19 protein-coding genes and 2 pseudogenes are annotated in these 15731 nt (G+C 61.4%); 9 read left to right on the top strand and 12 right to left on the bottom strand.

The window, feature by feature from the left end:
* Window positions 1–242: 242 nt before the first annotated feature.
* Window positions 243–1139 (bottom strand): serine hydrolase, encoded by an 897-nt coding sequence (locus tag CXY77_RS00595; protein ID WP_092342485.1) that lies wholly within the window; start codon window positions 1137–1139, stop codon window positions 243–245.
* Entirely contained in the window at window positions 1136–2014 is an 879-nt protein-coding gene (locus CXY77_RS00590) for a LysR family transcriptional regulator (RefSeq protein ID WP_104087555.1), read from the bottom strand. Before CXY77_RS00590 ends, CXY77_RS00595 begins: the two co-directional genes overlap by 4 nt.
* Before the next feature lie 146 nt (window positions 2015–2160).
* Between CXY77_RS00590 and bla the strand changes: the two genes are divergently transcribed.
* The 4 genes from bla to CXY77_RS20965 are packed head-to-tail and all read left to right on the top strand — an operon-like array spanning window position 2161 to window position 4541.
* Window positions 2161–3000 carry a class A beta-lactamase gene (gene bla / locus CXY77_RS00585; RefSeq protein ID WP_158252721.1) on the top strand — a complete coding sequence of 280 codons (840 nt, stop codon included), beginning with the start codon at window positions 2161–2163 and terminating at the stop codon, window positions 2998–3000.
* Between the two features lie 38 nt (window positions 3001–3038).
* A complete protein-coding gene (locus CXY77_RS00580; protein ID WP_134505295.1) occupies window positions 3039–3329 on the top strand; it encodes a hypothetical protein in 291 nt (96 codons plus the stop codon).
* A gap of 56 nt (window positions 3330–3385) precedes the next feature.
* Window positions 3386–4237: a hypothetical protein gene (locus CXY77_RS00575; RefSeq protein ID WP_104129400.1), complete on the top strand. Its 852-nt coding sequence runs from the start codon at window positions 3386–3388 to the stop codon at window positions 4235–4237.
* A 16-nt stretch (window positions 4238–4253) separates the two neighbouring features.
* A complete protein-coding gene (locus CXY77_RS20965) occupies window positions 4254–4541 on the top strand; it encodes a helix-turn-helix domain-containing protein (protein WP_104087552.1) in 288 nt (95 codons plus the stop codon).
* A 15-nt stretch (window positions 4542–4556) separates the two neighbouring features.
* Here CXY77_RS20965 and CXY77_RS00565 read toward each other — a convergent pair whose 3' ends face one another.
* From CXY77_RS00565 to CXY77_RS00535, 7 genes and pseudogenes are all read right to left on the bottom strand, one after another.
* The gene (locus tag CXY77_RS00565) at window positions 4557–5057 is read right to left on the bottom strand and encodes a DUF664 domain-containing protein (RefSeq protein WP_233197143.1); all 501 of its coding nucleotides are present in this window, start codon (window positions 5055–5057) and stop codon (window positions 4557–4559) included.
* Entirely contained in the window at window positions 5057–5584 is a 528-nt protein-coding gene (locus tag CXY77_RS00560; protein WP_158252720.1) for an SRPBCC domain-containing protein, read from the bottom strand. Before CXY77_RS00560 ends, CXY77_RS00565 begins: the two co-directional genes overlap by 1 nt.
* A 371-nt stretch (window positions 5585–5955) precedes the next feature.
* A complete protein-coding gene (locus CXY77_RS00555; RefSeq protein ID WP_104129399.1) occupies window positions 5956–6627 on the bottom strand; it encodes a Type 1 glutamine amidotransferase-like domain-containing protein in 672 nt (223 codons plus the stop codon).
* A gap of 46 nt (window positions 6628–6673) precedes the next feature.
* A complete protein-coding gene (locus CXY77_RS00550) occupies window positions 6674–6916 on the bottom strand; it encodes a recombinase family protein (RefSeq protein ID WP_255409950.1) in 243 nt (80 codons plus the stop codon).
* A gap of 135 nt (window positions 6917–7051) precedes the next feature.
* Entirely contained in the window at window positions 7052–8305 is a 1254-nt protein-coding gene (locus CXY77_RS00545; protein ID WP_104087551.1) for a D-alanyl-D-alanine carboxypeptidase family protein, read from the bottom strand.
* 367 nt (window positions 8306–8672) lie between these two features.
* Window positions 8673–9143 (bottom strand): annotated as a pseudogene (locus CXY77_RS00540) (tetratricopeptide repeat protein).
* Between the two features lie 195 nt (window positions 9144–9338).
* A complete protein-coding gene (locus CXY77_RS00535; protein WP_104087550.1) occupies window positions 9339–10127 on the bottom strand; it encodes a helix-turn-helix transcriptional regulator in 789 nt (262 codons plus the stop codon).
* Window positions 10128–10261: 134 nt separating this feature from the next.
* Here CXY77_RS00535 and CXY77_RS00530 point away from each other — a divergent pair, with 134 nt between their 5' ends.
* Window positions 10262–11053 (top strand): class I SAM-dependent methyltransferase, encoded by a 792-nt coding sequence (locus tag CXY77_RS00530; protein ID WP_092342464.1) that lies wholly within the window; start codon window positions 10262–10264, stop codon window positions 11051–11053.
* A gap of 306 nt (window positions 11054–11359) precedes the next feature.
* Here the strand turns inward: CXY77_RS00530 and CXY77_RS00525 are convergent, their stop codons facing one another.
* Together CXY77_RS00525 and CXY77_RS00520 are read right to left on the bottom strand one after the other, a co-directional pair.
* A complete protein-coding gene (locus CXY77_RS00525; RefSeq protein WP_104129398.1) occupies window positions 11360–11797 on the bottom strand; it encodes a DUF1579 domain-containing protein in 438 nt (145 codons plus the stop codon).
* A 204-nt stretch (window positions 11798–12001) separates the two neighbouring features.
* Window positions 12002–12805, bottom strand: a complete 804-nt coding sequence (locus CXY77_RS00520) for an aminotransferase class IV (protein ID WP_104087547.1) — start codon at window positions 12803–12805, stop codon at window positions 12002–12004.
* On the opposite strand from CXY77_RS00520, the gene CXY77_RS20960 reads away from it, so the two are divergent.
* Entirely contained in the window at window positions 12804–13268 is a 465-nt protein-coding gene (locus CXY77_RS20960; protein ID WP_199181819.1) for a MerR family transcriptional regulator, read from the top strand. The two genes, CXY77_RS00520 and CXY77_RS20960, sit on opposite strands and share 2 nt — an antisense overlap.
* Window positions 13269–13442: 174 nt before the next feature.
* Here CXY77_RS20960 and CXY77_RS00510 read toward each other — a convergent pair whose 3' ends face one another.
* Window positions 13443–13820: a helix-turn-helix transcriptional regulator gene (locus tag CXY77_RS00510; RefSeq protein ID WP_092342458.1), complete on the bottom strand. Its 378-nt coding sequence runs from the start codon at window positions 13818–13820 to the stop codon at window positions 13443–13445.
* On the opposite strand from CXY77_RS00510, the pseudogene CXY77_RS20955 reads away from it, so the two are divergent.
* The 3 genes and pseudogenes from CXY77_RS20955 to CXY77_RS00500 all read left to right on the top strand — a co-directional run.
* Window positions 13808–14542, top strand: a pseudogene (locus tag CXY77_RS20955) (MFS transporter); the annotation flags it as partial. The gene CXY77_RS00510 and the pseudogene CXY77_RS20955 sit on opposite strands and share 13 nt — an antisense overlap.
* Window positions 14543–14561: 19 nt before the next feature.
* A complete protein-coding gene (locus tag CXY77_RS20440) occupies window positions 14562–14981 on the top strand; it encodes a hypothetical protein (RefSeq protein ID WP_233197142.1) in 420 nt (139 codons plus the stop codon).
* Window positions 14982–15212: 231 nt separating this feature from the next.
* The coding region (locus CXY77_RS00500) for a recombinase family protein (protein WP_104129397.1) at window positions 15213–15731 on the top strand (519 nt) is incomplete at its 3' end.

Here is a 15731-nt window from a genome sequence, read left to right as displayed (position 1 = left end):
TCGACTGTGGGACGACCTGCCCAGCCTCGACCTCACCCACACGGTAACAACGGAAGTGGCCGAGAGTGGCACGATCCACGTGACCTTCGCACGATAGGACGATTGCTGATCGGAGCGCTGTGAGCACCTTCCGATCCTGCTGTGTATCGCTAACATCCGCAGTGGCTCGTCGCCCGGGAGGTCCGTTTCGAAACCCTGGATTTGCAAGACGCTTTCGCAGTCTCGAGTGTATTCACCTGCTGTTATCTGATGGTGTCGTGAAGTGTGCGGGCTATGTGTCCGAGTGTTTGTTCGGCGGCTGGTTGTGTGGCGGTCGGGACTCGCGATTCGGTGAGGGCGGCGACGGCGAATCGGGTGCCGTCGTTGTGCTCGACGACTCCTACCTCGTGTCGGAGGTTGAGGAAGGTGCCGGTTTTCGATGCCCAGCGGGATGTTCCGGTTGCAAAGTCAGGCGTGAGGCGGTGCCGCATCAGGTTTGTGCTCATCATTTGTTGGGTGGTGAATGCCGTTTCGGGGCTAGGGGCTGAGTGGATCCAGATCTGCTCGAGGAGGTTGACGAAGCTTCGCGCCGAGCCGGCGTTGGCTTGAGTGATGTCGAGTTGCGGGATGAGGTGTCCCCCGCCCGGTGTGCCTGCCTGGATGGCTAAGGTGTGGGCGAGGTGGGCCTCGTGTGGGGCGAGCCGCTCGGCGAGAGTTTGGTAGAGAGTGCGGATGGTGTGGCGGATACGGAGGCCGGGTATGTGCAGCTGCTGCATATGGTGATCGACCATGCGCGGCGTGCAAATGTCGAATAGTGCGTCGGCGGCGGTGTCATCACTGATGGAAAGCGCGAGGGAGACGAGGTCGAATACTGCGACCTTGGTCGGGTATTGGAAGGTGCAGAGCCCGGTCAGCCCGGGTGTTCGGTTTTCGGGAAGAAGTTCGATCGTGCGTGCCGGGTCCAAATCGCCGGTTCGGATCATCTCGAGAACAGTGAGAGCGAGAGGCACTTTTACCAGTGATGCGATGGGGAAGATGGTGTCTGGTTCTATCCCGATCTCGGTGCCGGTGTCGAGGTCTCGGACGAGGAAGCCCCCTCGTAGTCCGGCTTCTTCGAGTTGATTTTCTGCGTCAGCGAGGATCTGCTGGAGGTGTTTCATATGATTCGACCGCCAAGAGCGCAAGCGATGGGAGAAGCGCTTCCGTCGAGCAGTTCGGCGTCGCGTTCGCCGGTTCTGCTTGCGAGAGCGTAGCCCCGTACGAGGTGCAGCTCTCGAATGTGCCGCCAGTGAAGTTGCAGGTGGTCTGCTTCTCGCTCCGAGCACAGGAGCAGGTCTTTGCTGCCTGCCACGCCGGTGACTGCTTCAATCAATGTGTCGGCGACTTTCAGCTGGCCGGGCTGTAACGAGATCGAGTTCGCCAGCCAGGTGATGCGATCGCGAATGTGCGGGACGTTGTCTTCGGTTTGGATCCACAGCTTGCGCGTCGGTCGTTTCATCTCGCCTCGTCGCACTCGGATCGATTCGAGTTGAAACTGGCTATCTCCCGTAGTTTGTGCGGATGCCACACCGAGATTTACTTGCCACACCGCATCCGCCGCCGGTACCGGCTGCACGGCGTACTCCGCTTGCCCGACCCTGACCATCTCGCCTCGCACTGCAGGCTCTGCCGTCTCGATTCGCAGTGCGAAATCGTGTTTACGGGCCGCTATTGCTATCTGTGACAGATCTGCCACAGCGAGGGCCGTCGGCATCATTAAGGTGACGGGTCGGTGTAGTTGTCGTCTTGCCTGATCGCGTAGCCCCTCCGCAAGTGACACGATCGCCGATGCGGATGGAAGCAGAATCCGACCGAGCTCGGTCAGCTCGACTCGCCGGGTCGTCCGATCAAGAAGCTGGCCACCGAGATGGTCCTCTAGTGACGCGATGCGTTTGCTCGCTACGGACTGTGGGATACCGCACTCGGCGGCGCCGTAGGTGAAGCTTCCTCTTCGACTTACGCTCACGAACGCTTCGCAGCCAGCAACGATGTCCATACGAGGATTCTTGTCTATTCCCTAACGGAATCAATAACGCTTAATAATGATTGGACTGACTACAGTTTGTCCCGAAGAGTGTCGCCATGGCAACTACTCTTCCTTCCGGCCCAACGCGGCGCGCTCTCCTAGTCGGTGGGGCAGCGATGCTCGCGCTGGCCGGATGCTCGACCGCACCCGTTCCTCGAGCTACCACCGACGCCTTCAACCGACGAATCGAAGACCTCGAAATGCAGTCTGGTGTGACCATCGCCGTGACCGCGGTCAATCTCGGTACGAACCGACGCGTCCAGCATCGATCGACAGACTTGTTTCCGATGTGCTCGCTGTTTAAAGTCATTGCCGTCGGCGCGCTAGTGAGTGAACGTGGCTATGACGAGCAGTACTGGAACACCCCGATCCCATTCACTGCAGCAGATATCGTCGTAAATTCACCTGTCGCCTCCAAGCTGACGACTTTGACGATGACCCCGGATGAGATGGCGGATGCAGCGCTTCGCTTCTCGGACAACACCGCAGGGAACCTCTTGTTGCGAGAAATTGGCGGGCCAAAAACCATCGCCCGAGTCGTTGGTTCTTTCGGCGCCACCGCCACCCGGTTGGATCGCATCGAACCCGAACTCAATGAGGGACTTCCCGACGATCCGCGAGACACAACCACCGCTGATGACATGGTGGCCGTCCTGCGTGCGCTCCTCGTCGACGGAGGAGCCGGACAACTTGCCCGAAGCAAGCTCCACGACTGGATGCTCCGTAACAGCACCTCGAGCACCCGGGCACGCGCGGGACTGACCGGCTCATACGAACTCGCGGATAAGACCGGTGCAGGAGGTTATGGCATCGTTAACGACGCTGGTATCCTCTGGCCAGACGACACTGACCCCATCGCTTTGTGCATCCTTACCCGGACCAACGACCCCAACGCAAAAGGTAACAATGAAGTGATAGCCGACACCACGCGACTGCTCGTCTCCGAACTCGGATGATCGCCAACAAACCGCGACCCGCACGCACTATCCAATTCGTGCTCGCTTGGGCGGTCGGAGTTATTGGAACCATCACCACAGCCATTTCCTTGTTCCCTGAGGTGGCCAGCATCGCCTCAGTAAGTGACGTATCTTCCCTGGGGTCCACCGCTGCCCTACTGGTCGTGTCCGTGATATATCTCTCCGTCCCCATCCTTATCGCGTTGGCCATCGCGAATACCGGCCGTCGATGGTGGCTCTGGCTGACCATCGCAATAGCGGTCATCGTCTTGCTTCGAGTCGCCCGCTTCGCAGTGGGTTCGCTCGGTGTCTATTGGATTACGTTTTGAGTCGCGGCGAGCCGTATGCCGGCGCGACGACACCGGGACGCCGCCCGCCCGGCCCGATGACGTGGCTCGGCCTTGTCGGTGTCCCGCTGGGCGGGATCACCCTGGCATCACTGTTCAGCGGAGGTGATGGGCGGGCGGAGATTTCCGCCGAGTTGAGCGAGTACATTCCGGAGATTGCTGGGTTCTTCGAGGTTTCGACGATGGCAGATTTGCGCGAGTTCAATGAACCGAGGGCCGACTTGCGTGCACGCTTCACCTCTTCAGGAGAGGTTTATCGCGTCATCGACTCGTCCGTCGATCGTGCTCGGATCGCTATCTGGAGGAGGGACGTACTGGGGCCCGGGCCGGGACCTTACAGCTCTGATGCCGAACGAGGATTCAGCACCGAGGAAATAGTGGTAGGCACAGCGTGCGCGTCGATAGAGCGGACGGGCCACAAGGTCACCTCCACACCAGTCGATTGCCCCCACCCCCTCGCGGCGTGGTCACCACCAACAGAGGTGGTTTCGTGGACCCGAGACGCGGCTGCTGCCTGGGTGGTTCAGGTCAGCGTCAGCAGCCTCGACCAAGACGTCAGATGGCTTCTGTTTCATAACAGCGACGGCAGCCAGCCGCGTCACGAATTGGTCGATGCGGACGCCGTGGTGGACGTGATCAAGAAGGCGCGTTTGTCGTCGGCCGACACCTCCGTACGAGTCGCCGTCGAGGATGTTTCTCAAGAGGGCAGCCGTATTACGGGCAAGGTGCGTATAGCAGCGTCGGCCCCGGAGGAAGCCAACACCACAGCCAAGAGCACATCCACTGCGTGCTTCATCCTCGACGTAGATCTTCAACTGTTCGATCAGTACGGATCATGGGAGCCGCTGATTCCTGAGGAACTCGGGGCTAGTAATTGCGCTCAAACGTAATTACATTGAAGCGCAAATGGATGGCTTGAGCACGATATTTCTAGCGCTGGCTGACCCATCGCGCCGCGCACTAATGGAGCAGCTACAGAAAAGGGAGGCGACAGTTACCGAACTCGCCGCCCCGCACACGATCAGCGTGCTTTTTATCTCACGCCACCTGAACGCACTCGAGCCGGCCGGGCTCATCACGGAAACCAGCTCCGCTCGATGGCGACGGGCAGGACATTCCGGCGAAAAATCTTTGCTTCCTATGCAGAAAAAGATTCAGGTTCCTGCCCGGCCGGTGCCCGTTGACGTCACTTGAACCCCATTTTGGGAGTTATCCAACGACGAGGTTCTGATGACCATCGATGAGCTCGCGCATGATGTCAAGGTGGCCTGCGTGCACTGAGGTCTCAGCAAGGACGCGAAACACGACCTCGCGCCCGTTAGGCAGCGGTGGTGCCTCGAAGACGCTGGCTGAAGGCCTCCACCGGGGAAGGGCGTCGAAATCGATTCTCCTGAGCACCTCGTCGCTCCGAGCGATCTCGCGCTTGTATGTTTCGATTGCTTCCGCGCCCGTCATCGGGTCCGATGCCCAGCCGTCGTGAAGGGCTTCGATCGCTCTCACGTCACCACTTAGAACGGCCGAGATCCAGAACCTCTCGTCGTCGTAGGCGAGGTGGTTGAGAAGCCGCGTGATCGTCCAACCAGACGGAACTATCACCCGATGCATCGCATCCTCCGCCAGCCCGTCAACCGCTCGCAGCACATGCTGGCGCTCGTTCGCTAACTGTGCGAGCAGTTGTGCGTCACCCATGTTCAGCAGTCCCCTGCTCATCACACGTGCGGATTGGATTGGCGAATGTGCCAGGTGGTGATGGCGGTGCTATGTGCAACTCGGTCAATTGTGGCGCTCCATCCATCACGGGTGCCGCCTTCCATGAGGTCGCGCACCTCCTCATCCGCCAGCTGCTCGGGAAAGGCGACAGTGAGTTCGAGGTGTGTGCCTTCTGCGACGTCGCGGAGGTTGACGGTCACGATCGGTGCTTCGAGCTCGCGGTCTCCGACGAGCTCTGGCCATCCTCCAGCCGCTCCCCACCGAAAGACCAACCGTTCGTCTGGAACGACTTCGAGGTATACCCCGCCGGTGGGGTATTGAAGATCGCCATCGACCACCATTTGTTGACGCCATACGCCGCCAACTCTGAGATCAACCTGGATAGGCGCCGTGGGAGTGGGCATAGCGGGGTTGGAAAACCAGGCGAGGTTTTCCGGCTCAGTCCAAGCCTTGAAAACGATATTGCGCGGTGCCCGCAGGATGCGGGTCAGGGTAAAGCTTCTTTCAGTGCGTGTCTGGGACATCATGCTCCTTCTTCCTGTCAGGGCATTCGTTCGTGGCTGGGAACATCGTCGTGAGGTGCTTTTCGAGACCGTCCAAACGCGTTTCGAAGAACCGGCGGTCGGGCCCATCCATTGGTGCACTGCTAGCAGTGATAATGGATTCAACCGGCAATACCGCCACTGAGCGTCAAGGGCCATGAGGAACTGCCCACTGGCGGTGGCAGCCAGCACTCGTGGGGGAGGTCGCCCGCTCGGCGCCGTCCTCGGTTCGGCAATTAATGCGTCCGATACCTCGCTTCACGCATGCTCCCCGGATCGTTTCAGGCTCCTGTAGATCGTCGTCACAGGCGTGGCATGCGATCGTGGGGCGCCGGGCCGTCAGGTTCATGAAGTCGTCAGGTCGGTCGAGGCCCGAACTTCGTCCATTGTCCTTCGGAGACCACTTGGACGGAGCCGTCGACGACCTTTATGGCCGTCTGTTCGTCGATGGCGTAGGCCGGGCCACCAATGCTGGCGGCCCACCGTTCTGCGTCGCCCAGGGTGTTCGTCGGGAAAGCGTCGAGGTGCGGGAAGATCGAGAAGTCGACGACTCCGAGAGTGCGGTCGTCCGGAGCGGACGGCCACTCGACGAAGTACTCCCCGATCCGGGGCGTCATCACCATGCTTCCTGCGCTGACTCCCACCCAGACCGTGTGGGGCAGCGAAGGCATCAGGTCGACCAGTCCGGATTCCCGCATCCAGTGGCACAGATACGTCGCGTCGCCGCCGTCGACAAGGAGCACGTCGGCCTTCTGGACCCAGGGGACCCATCGCTTTGCGCCGATGGTGGGCAGTGCCGTTAGCTCGAGGACACCCAGCGACGCCCAGCCAAGACCGGAGAAGTGCCGGTAGTCGGGCTCGGCAGCTACCAGGCTCCGCACCGACGCCGGTCCGCACATCGGGTGGCCCCACTGAGCAGTGGGGACGACCAAAGCGTGACACTCGGCGATCGGCTTGCCGAGTAGCTCCACCAGAGCCGAGTGGATGCTCGGATTCGTGACGCTGCCCGACGTCAGCAAGAGCTTCAAGAGGACTCCGTTTCGTGAAGGGTGGTTGTGCCTGCGAGGTCCAGGTTCATTGCGACCCTACTGCTCGCTTCAAGGTTCTGTAGATCGTGGCTCGGGACACGCGGTAGTCTTCGGCCAACTCCGCGAGGGTGTAGTCGCCACTGTCGAAATCGTCCCTGAGCTCCTTCGCGCGACGATCACTCAGCTTAGGCTTGGTACCCAGTAGCCGGCCGTTGGCCTTGGCGATCGCTAACCCTTCTTTGGTGCGCTGCACGATGAGGTCGCGCTCGAACTCCGCGACCATCGCCAGGGCATCGCAACGGAGACGGCGAGGTCATCGACGTCTGTCCCGCGAACCTCATAGATGACGCCACCGCCACCGTCCTCGAAGCGACCCGCCTTCGGGATCAACCCATCCGGCCGATCCCGAAGTCGGGTCGCGTTGCTACAAGGCTGGGTTGGTGAGGCGGTGCCAGGCGGTGGCGGGGGTGATGTCGGCGGCGAGCGTGAGCGGGACGCGGATCGACGTGCCTTGATCTTGTGAGGCCGCGCTGAGTGTGAATTCGAGCGAGCCGACAGTGGAACCGGTCGAGCCGTCCTCCAAGGACAGTGCTGTTGCCGTTGCTGTGACGGTTGTGCCTTTCCAGACGAGGGCCGACGCGTCTGTGCCGGCCACGACATCGCTGCTGTTCATGGCGCCGTTGATCCACTCGGGTGAGTACGCGCCCACACGATCACCTGCTGTGACGAGCTGGACGCGTTCGAAGGCGGGTGGAACGCTCGAGAGGACATCGAGGAGAGCCGCGTTGCGCTCTCGCCAGGTGTCTGCCCCGAGGATCGCTCCGACCACGGTGATGATCGTAGCCCCCACCGGCACTTCGGCCGAGAAGAGGATGCACGAGCCTGAATCGTAGTCGGTCCCGGTCTTCATGCCCGTGATTCCTGCCGTGCCGAGCAGGCTGTTGAGGTTTTCGATCTCTCCGATGTTGGGCAGTATCGCCGTCTTCTCGGACACGACTCCCGCCAGTACTGGGTTCGCAAGAGCCAGCTTGCCGATCTCAACCAGGTCCCTCGTGGTGCTCACGTTGGAGGCTCCAAGCCCGCTCGTGTTGGTAAGCGTGGTACCGGTGAGCCCATGATCGGCAAGCCACGTCCGGGTGGCGTCGAGGAATGCACCGACGCTCCCGAATGCCCAGATCGCGAGTGTCTTGCTGTAGTTGTTGGCTGAGGGCAGCATCATCACTTCCAGCACCTGCCGTTGCGTGAACACGGATCCGGAAACGACCGGTGCCCAGGAACCGTTTTCTGCGATCGTGTCGTCGAGCCATTGAACGTCATCGTCGGTGATGTGGATGTCCGGACCATTCTCGCCGGCGACGATGGGCTTGTGCTCCAACACAACGAGCGAGGTGATCATCTTTGCGAGGCTTGCAATCGGGAAGGGGTCTTCGCCACCGCTGGAACTCAGGACACCGTCGAACCCGACCGCACCGAGCGCTCCACGGCCGACCGACGGCCAGGCGATCTGCGCGGCAGCGCCTGTTTCGATGACCGGTACCGTGAGTGTCGCGGTCGCGGTCGGCATCGGCTGGGTAAGCGCAGCCGTGCTGTACCCAGCGGAGCCAAGGACGACGACAGCGACGACTGCCGCAATGAATCGACGGCGGCGAAACGGCGGCACCGAGCGTGTGGAATCCATCAGACAACTATCACACGAACGAAGCAGCAGCCCCGCAGCGCGCCCCTTTGGTGTCGCAGCACCGAGAGAGCATTGAGTGCCCAGCGACCAGCCCGAGGATCGATCCGGTGTTTGTGACACATTGAATGAGGTTCACCTTATTGCTGTCTGTCGTTTCGTTCGATTCATGGCAGTAGAGATCTGTTCCGCGTCGTCACCGAGATACCCGCCGAGGAAACGCCCGTGGCATAGCAGCGCGATGACTTCGGCGAGGCACGAGGCAACAGCTCGCTGAGCGCTCACCGAAAACGGCCCGTAAGACGTTCGGCTTACGGGACTGGAGCGAGAGCCGTCGATGACCTGCTCGGCCTTTCTACTCGCCGTCCCGCTAACGGGCATTGCACTGCTCTCCTGGCTGCGCGGAGGTCGCGAGGGACCGGATGTAAACGGCGTTGCCGCGGATGGATGGCTTATACCGTTCGATATCTGGCGACTCGACACCCTCAACAACCACGTCGAGCAACGCAGCGACAGCCTCATCGAAGCGGCTGGAAGCATGAAGGGAGATCGCTTGGAACACCACCAGCGATGGCGAGTCCGGGAAGTCCTGTCGGGCACGCTCGAAGACTTCCACCGAGCGAGCGAACTCGCCGAGATTCCGCAGCGTGGATCCGTACTAGACGTAGCATCGGCGCAGCATGTCCCCTGAGAGGCCAGCGTGGAGGGCTTGTTCGTAGAACGATTGCGCGGTCTGCTCCTGACCGGCAGTGTCGTAAGCGCCGCCCACTTCGTAGAGCACGCGAGCGTCAGCCGGGTGTTCCGCCAAAATTGGTAGCAGCGCATCGATTGTGGGCTGCATCCTATTCCGATCGCGAACAGTGAAGATCCGGTCGAGCTCCTCATCAAGTGTCATCCACCTATTGTGCCTTCACCACGGCTGTCCGCTGAAGGTTCCCCCGTGAAACGAGGAGCGAGGCCAGCCGTGACTCTGGGGCTTGGCCCAAATCCGTGGCGCTCACGGTCCGGCTTACGGGCACCGAGCCTGGGCATTTTGCTAGGGCACCTCCGAGGTTCCCGGTAGCCAGAGGGTCATACGGAGCCCCTCTTCGGGGAGATGGAGCACTTCGTATCGTCGAGCGATGGTGTCGCCGTCCGTCGCGCGAATGTGCTTGATTGAGGTGCGCCGTCGCTCGACGATGTGCTCGCTCCACCATTCCTCGAACAGCGCACTTTCCTCACTCAACTCCGCAACGAGAGCCTGAAGCCCAGGGTCGTGCAGGTTATCGGCGTTGGCGGCCCGAAGGTGGGCGACGGCCCCGCGTGCGATCTCCTCCCACTCGAGGAAGATCTCGCGCGCCCGGGGGCTGGTCATCAGATACCGGCAGGTGTTCCGCTGTCGCGGTGAGACGTCTGCGAAGCCGTCATAGAGTGCGAGTCCTTCTGGGTTCGCCGCGAGCATGTTGCTCAGCCGGTCTAGGACATATGCGGGGTTGGGTCGGACTGCCTCAACCAAGGTCGCCATGCGCTCGGCGAGTAAACCTTCATCCCCATGCGGGTTTCGCGCTGGTGCAGGGTTCGCTCCGCGAAGACGGTGGAGGTGTTCTGTGGCGTCGGGCGTTAGGAGGAGTGCTCGGGCAAGAGCGTCCAAGACGGCGTCGCTGGGGTGGTTTTCGCGGCCTTGCTCGAGACGCGTGTAGTAATCAACGCTGATACCTGCAGCGGTGGAGACCTCTTCTCGCCGCAGGCCGGTGACACGTCGTCGGCTCGCGCCGCAGACGGTCGGGGACTCCAGACTGGCGTCAGCGCGTCGGGCCCGAAGGAAATCGCCAAGCGCGTTGGGCACGGGGCATCCTCCTCAGAATCCGCCCCGCCAGCAGGGGGGTGCAGGGCTCCTAGGAAGATTACGGTCTTCCTACCCGCCACCGTACCGTGGAGGCTTGAAAACGAAAGAGTCCACGATCTGAAGGAGCTCCTGTGATGGTTTACACACACGGCTATCACGAATCCGTATTGCGGTCCCATCGTTCGCGCACTGCCGAGAATTCCGCGGCGTATTTGCTTCCGCTGCTGCGGCCCACCGATCGCCTGCTCGATGTTGGCGCGGGTCCGGGCACGATCACCGCGGATCTTTCGGGGCTCGTCGCGGAGGTCACCGCAACGGAGATTGGGCCCAACGAGTTACAGCTCAGCCGGGCAACTGCGGCCGAGCGCGGCACGTCCAACATCGACTTCCGGGTCGCGGACATTCACGCCCTCGAGTTCGACGACGGGAGCTTCGATGTCACTCATGCGCATCAGGTGTTGCAGCACGTCGCCGACCCCGTGCTGGCTCTGCGCGAGATGGCTCGCGTCACTCGGCCCGGTGGCATCGTGGCGGTGCGCGACAGCGACTACAGCGGATTCTGCTGGTGGCCGCGGCTCCCCGAACTTGATACCTGGCTCGATCTATACCGAACCGCCGCCCGCGCCAACGGCGGCGAACCCGATGCCGGACGTCAGCTCCTGTCATGGGCTCACGCCGCCGGGCTCGCAGACGTCACGGCCACTTCAAGCACCTGGTGCTATTCCACCCCGGCCGAGCGTGCCTGGTGGGGAGGAGTGTGGGCTGACCGCATCGTCAATTCAGCGATCGCGCGTCAAATCACCGATTCCGGCCTTGCCCCCCAGATGGAGCTGCAAGAAATCAGCAAGGCATGGACGAAATGGGCAACAGACGATGACGGCTGGTTCTCAATTCTCCACGGCGAGATCATCTGCCGGGTGAAGTGAACCGCAATCGTCGTCGGCGAGGCCTAATTTCCTCGGCGCGCCGCCCCTGACCAGCGGATGCCGAACCTCAGGGCCTGGGAAAGCTGATTCGTCTGACCCAACGTCGAATGCCAGGAACGGTTTGAGCGTTACGGCCGAATCGCACGCTCAGGGACGTCGGTCCTCACCGAAGCGATGTGTGGTGAGGAATCCTTCGGGACGACGGTGAGCGGTGGCCGCATGCTCTGGTGGCCTTTCCCGTTGAGGGTTCTCGTATGACACAGCGCTGGGCAGACTTACCCACCATTGGAGGTCGTTGGTGCTCGATCAGTTGATGCGATTAGCGGTGCGGTCGCAAAGCGGTAGCCATACTTCGGCGGGTTTCCACTCCCAGGCGATCTCCTGGCTGCGACCGTCTTCGCCAAATCGATACGTTGCTCGCTCGTGCTCGCCCGTCAGCGTCCAAGTATGACCGTCGACAGTCAGAGTGTAATCGCGTGCGAAGCCGTGATTCTCGATCGTTCGGGCGAAATAGCGGCCGGCTTCAGCGTCCCAGCCCATCAGACTAAGTGTGTCGAACGGACCGTTCGCGCGCTCATCTTGCACGATGAAGTAGTTGCCCGAATGCCACCGGGCGGAGTGGATGCTGTTCCACGGACTCGCTCCCGCGTGCGGATTATCCAGCGACTGCTCGTCACCACCATAAGAGATGCCCTCAGCATGCCAGTCACCCAGAAAAACTGCCAACTCTTCATGCTCAGCCATGATTCAACCCTACGTTCGGGAGCCAAACCGGGCAATCCTCTGAGGTGGCCGGTGACGGATCACCCGACCGGACGTCGGCGGTTCAGGCGTCAGCGCACCCGTTGAGCCTTCCACTACCGGCTCGACCCCAGGAGCCGTTGGTGGTTTAAGCCCCGGTCGAAGGGCACGTCTGAAAGTGACCTTGGTTACGAAAACGGTTACTACTCAGACGCTTACGAGATGCTCGTGCTGGTAAGCAGAGTGGAGAAGTCCTGTGAAGTCGGCATCGGCTATCAGCCGATGATCACCAATTCGGGCGATGGCGATGCCAGGAGTCCACGAATTCATCACGACGCCCGCCAGCTGGCCAAGTGATTCGTTTCGACGAATGGGTTGGGTTTTCTGGTCGACGCCGAGTGCGCTGAGTTGGCGCTGGAGAATTTGCATAGTTACGCCGGTAAGGATGTTGGCTTCGGGCCAAATCACTGAGCGTCCATCCCAAAAGGCCAGGTTCCAGATAGTCGCTTCGCTTAGTCGTCCTTCAGAATCTTCAAAGGCAGCATCGTCAAATCCCCGCGTGACGGCCCGACGAAGAAGCAGCGTCTTGGCCACTTCGCCGACGTGCTTCACATGAGGCAGGTCGCGCTGGTGGGCAACAACGTCCAAGGCCAACGGCCCCAGGGGAACCGTGGCAGAATCTGTGATTCTCGTCACAACATCCAGCTGCACTTCAGCGCGAGGAGCCACGAACTCTCCTGGGGACGACGTGATGAAAAACGCCAACGATGCGTCCTCGGGTGCTGCGTTGAGTGCCACACGGAGATAGTCCACAATTTGGGCATCCGGAAGGTGCCTGCCAAACATCGCGTCGCTGGCATCTCGGAGCCGCTGCAGATGCAGGTCCAGCCCGCGTATGGATCGATCGTGAATCTGCATTGCCGTGAAGTGAGCGAAGCCCGCAAATGCCAGTGGAGCCAAGTCGTCAGACGAGGCGACTGTACCGTTGAGGAGTGTCAGTGAGTGCGTCATGATTGAAGGGTATGAGGTGACATTAGTGTCAGAAGCAAAGCCTGCGTTGCACGAAATGCTGCGCATCGGTGAGTTGTCGGCGCTCACAGGAGTCGGGCCGCGGCTTCTTCGGTACTACCAAAGCAGAGGCCTCTTGGCCGCCGAACGGTCTACTTCGGGCCAGCGGCTTTTCGACCCCGCGGTGGTGGAAAGAGTGCGAGCGATCCGTTTCCTCCTAGACGTTGGGCTGCCAACCCGCACAATTCTTGAACTCATCGACTGCGTCTCCGAGCCAGGGCGCCTCGAGCCGTGCGCGACACCCGCACTAGTGGAGCACCTCAAGGCGTATGACGCGCGTATCGCAGGCCTCGTGAGCACTCGCGAAGGCCTCGAGGCCCTGATCAACTCGGGTCCAAATGCCTGCGACCCTGCCAGAGTCGAGAGTGAACCCCAATGCGAGCTCCTTCCGGATCTGCTCCGATGATCTCGTCACCTCGCTGGGAAGCCCCGGCGATGCACTAGAGCCCAGCGAAGACTGCTGCCTCCACCGTCCCGCAAGAGGTTCCCTATTTGGGGCGGCGAGTGTGTTTCAGTGAGGAGGCCGCTTCAGGAACTGTTCATGTAGCTGCTGGGTGTCTGACTCGCAATGCAATTGTCGTCAGTCTTGATGCCAGTGGGCGACGAGGTCGAGGAGTCCTGGGAAGCGCTGGTTGATGTCTTCGGTGCGTACGCGGCTGCGGCGTTCGAGCCCGTACTGACGCTGCCGAATTAATCCCGCTTCGCGAAGTGCCTTGAAGTGATGGGTGAGGGAGGATTTTGGGCGGTCGAATCCGAACCAGCCGCAGGAATGGTCGTAGTCCTCGGATTCAAGCATCAGTTTGCGCACGATCGTCAGCCGTAGCGGATCGGCCAGAGCCCCCATGAGCGCCTCCAACTGAAGCTCGTCGATCGACGGCTCTGGCAGCGGTTCCGGCAGGTACTCGGGAGGCTCCGAGACAACGGTTCGTCGTGTGACGGTTTTCGATGTGTCGGGCATACGTACAGCATAGACCAAGTACGAGTTTTATCGAACTAATGATATGTTCGAGAAAACTCGTACTGAACGATGGAGGTAGGACGATGGCACAGAACGCGACCCGGCAGCCCGACCCGGCACTACTCCGCAAGCTCGGCGCGCGGCCGATGCTGTTGGCGGCCCTGATCGTGACCGCGGTGTTTGTCTTGTCTAACTCGCCGACACCGCTCTTCGTTTCTTGGCAGAGGGAGCTGGGCTTCTCCGCGGGAATGCTGACGGTGATCTTCGCCGCCTACATGGTTGGCCTTCTGCTCACCTTGACCGTTGCCGGACAATTCGCCGACCGGTTCGGGCGCAAGTCGGTGCTCATACCAGGGCTTGTGCTCGCGCTAGTGGCATGTTCACTCTTCGGAGTTGCTTCTTCTGTCCTCTTGCTGGTGATCGCACGGTTCCTCACCGGCGTCGCGGTGGGCGTGATCGTCTCGGCAGGCATGGCAGCGGTCGTTGACCTCGGCGGCCCCGCCCGCCGTCGGCAGGCCTCTCTTGCCGCCTCGGTCGCCATGGTCTTCGGCGCCGGACTCGGTCCGCTCCTGTCGGGACTATTCGCTCAAGGGATGGTGACTCCGGCCCCAGTGATCTTTGCGGTCGAGTTCGTATTACTCGCCACCGCGCTTGTCATCGCCATTTTTCTGCCGCTGCCTCGTCCTCCAGCGAGCCAAAGCGCCGGCACAGCAGATGCAGCGTTCAAGTTGCACTTACCGAGTGTGCCAAAGCGAAACCAGCGCCACCTCGCCTACGGCATCGCGGTCTTCGCCAGGGATCACAGCCACCTCTTTCGTGCTCTCCCTCGGCCCCTCTCTCTTGTCGAACCTGCTCAACGTCTCCAGTCCGTTGGTCGCCGGAGGAATGGCGTGTGCCATGTTCCTCGCCGCCACAGGTGTTCAATTCACCGTCAGTCGGGTACCGGTGCGCGGCATCCTCCTGCTCGGCTCCGGCGCGACACTCGCAGCGATGGCCAGCCTCATCATCGCCGTCAACGCCGCGCTCCCTGCGATCCTCATTCTCTCCGCCCTCCTGGCCGGCATCGGACTGAGCGCAGGCACCACCCTCTTCACGGCGGTTCTCGCCGCGGCCGCGATCACCGGTGGAATCCTCGTGCGCCGCGACCTCAGTCCACACTGAGCCGTTGGTACGGTTGTCGGCGTCAGCATCGCCCAAGCGATGCAACGACTACTGTCAGAACCAGAAAAACCAATCGTTGCGACGACCGGTTGAATTCGCCGACGGTCACCGGGACACCCGAACACGCATGGAGCGCCAACGAAGATCCGCAGAGTTCTGCGGGCGCCCGATTCCCGTAAGCCCCGCCCGAGAAAATGCCCGGTGAAGGGGGGATAAACGGTACACTCCAGCATGACCGGAATGCTTATCGGCTATGCACGCGTATCCACCAACGACCAAGACCTCACCGCGCAAAAGAATGCCCTCGCCGCCCTCGGCGTCTCACTCCAGAAGACGTTCACCGATCAAGGCCTCACCGGAACTAACCGGGCCCGGCCAGGTCTTCGCGAAGCGTTAGCCGCCTGCCGAGCCGGCGACACCCTCGTCGTGACCAAGCTCGACCGGCTGGCACGATCCCTGCGCGACGCGAAAGACATCGTCGACGACCTCACCCTTCGTGAAGTGAAGCTCAGCATCGGCGGTTCCGTTCACGACCCAACCGACCCGGTCGGAAGGCTCCTCTTCAATGTGCTCGCGATGGTCGCTGAATTCGAGGCCGACCTGATCCGCGCACGCACCCGCGAAGGGATGCAAGTCGCCAAAGCGGCTGGCCGGCTGCGCGGCAAGCAGCCCAAACTGTCCCCGGCGCAGGAGAAGCACCTGGTCGAGGTCCACCAACGGGGCGAACACACCACCGCGCAGATCGCAGAA

This window comes from Cryobacterium sp. N21 (assembly GCF_002929575.1).
Lineage (GTDB): Bacteria > Actinomycetota > Actinomycetes > Actinomycetales > Microbacteriaceae > Cryobacterium > Cryobacterium flavum.
Note: the sequence above shows the minus strand (reverse complement) of the source record. Positions and strands in the feature narration are given on the sequence as shown.

What these genes read in the sequence shown, in the direction of transcription:
- bla (WP_158252721.1), top strand. Translation starts at nt 2,161, where the DNA reads ATGCTCGCGCTGGCCGGATGCTCGACCGCACCCGTTCCTCGAGCTACC.
- CXY77_RS00520 (WP_104087547.1), bottom strand. Translation starts at nt 12,805, where the DNA reads ATGACGCACTCACTGACACTCCTCAACGGTACAGTCGCCTCGTCTGAC.
- CXY77_RS00560 (WP_158252720.1), bottom strand. Translation starts at nt 5,584, where the DNA reads ATGATGTCCCAGACACGCACTGAAAGAAGCTTTACCCTGACCCGCATC.
- CXY77_RS00595 (WP_092342485.1), bottom strand. Translation starts at nt 1,139, where the DNA reads ATGAAACACCTCCAGCAGATCCTCGCTGACGCAGAAAATCAACTCGAA.
- CXY77_RS20965 (WP_104087552.1), top strand. Translation starts at nt 4,254, where the DNA reads ATGGATGGCTTGAGCACGATATTTCTAGCGCTGGCTGACCCATCGCGC.
- CXY77_RS00530 (WP_092342464.1), top strand. Translation starts at nt 10,262, where the DNA reads ATGGTTTACACACACGGCTATCACGAATCCGTATTGCGGTCCCATCGT.
- CXY77_RS00565 (WP_233197143.1), bottom strand. Translation starts at nt 5,057, where the DNA reads ATGAGCAGGGGACTGCTGAACATGGGTGACGCACAACTGCTCGCACAG.
- CXY77_RS20960 (WP_199181819.1), top strand. Translation starts at nt 12,804, where the DNA reads ATGATTGAAGGGTATGAGGTGACATTAGTGTCAGAAGCAAAGCCTGCG.
- CXY77_RS00545 (WP_104087551.1), bottom strand. Translation starts at nt 8,305, where the DNA reads ATGGATTCCACACGCTCGGTGCCGCCGTTTCGCCGCCGTCGATTCATT.
- CXY77_RS00510 (WP_092342458.1), bottom strand. Translation starts at nt 13,820, where the DNA reads ATGCCCGACACATCGAAAACCGTCACACGACGAACCGTTGTCTCGGAG.
- CXY77_RS00575 (WP_104129400.1), top strand. Translation starts at nt 3,386, where the DNA reads ATGACGTGGCTCGGCCTTGTCGGTGTCCCGCTGGGCGGGATCACCCTG.
- CXY77_RS00525 (WP_104129398.1), bottom strand. Translation starts at nt 11,797, where the DNA reads ATGGCTGAGCATGAAGAGTTGGCAGTTTTTCTGGGTGACTGGCATGCT.
- CXY77_RS00590 (WP_104087555.1), bottom strand. Translation starts at nt 2,014, where the DNA reads ATGGACATCGTTGCTGGCTGCGAAGCGTTCGTGAGCGTAAGTCGAAGA.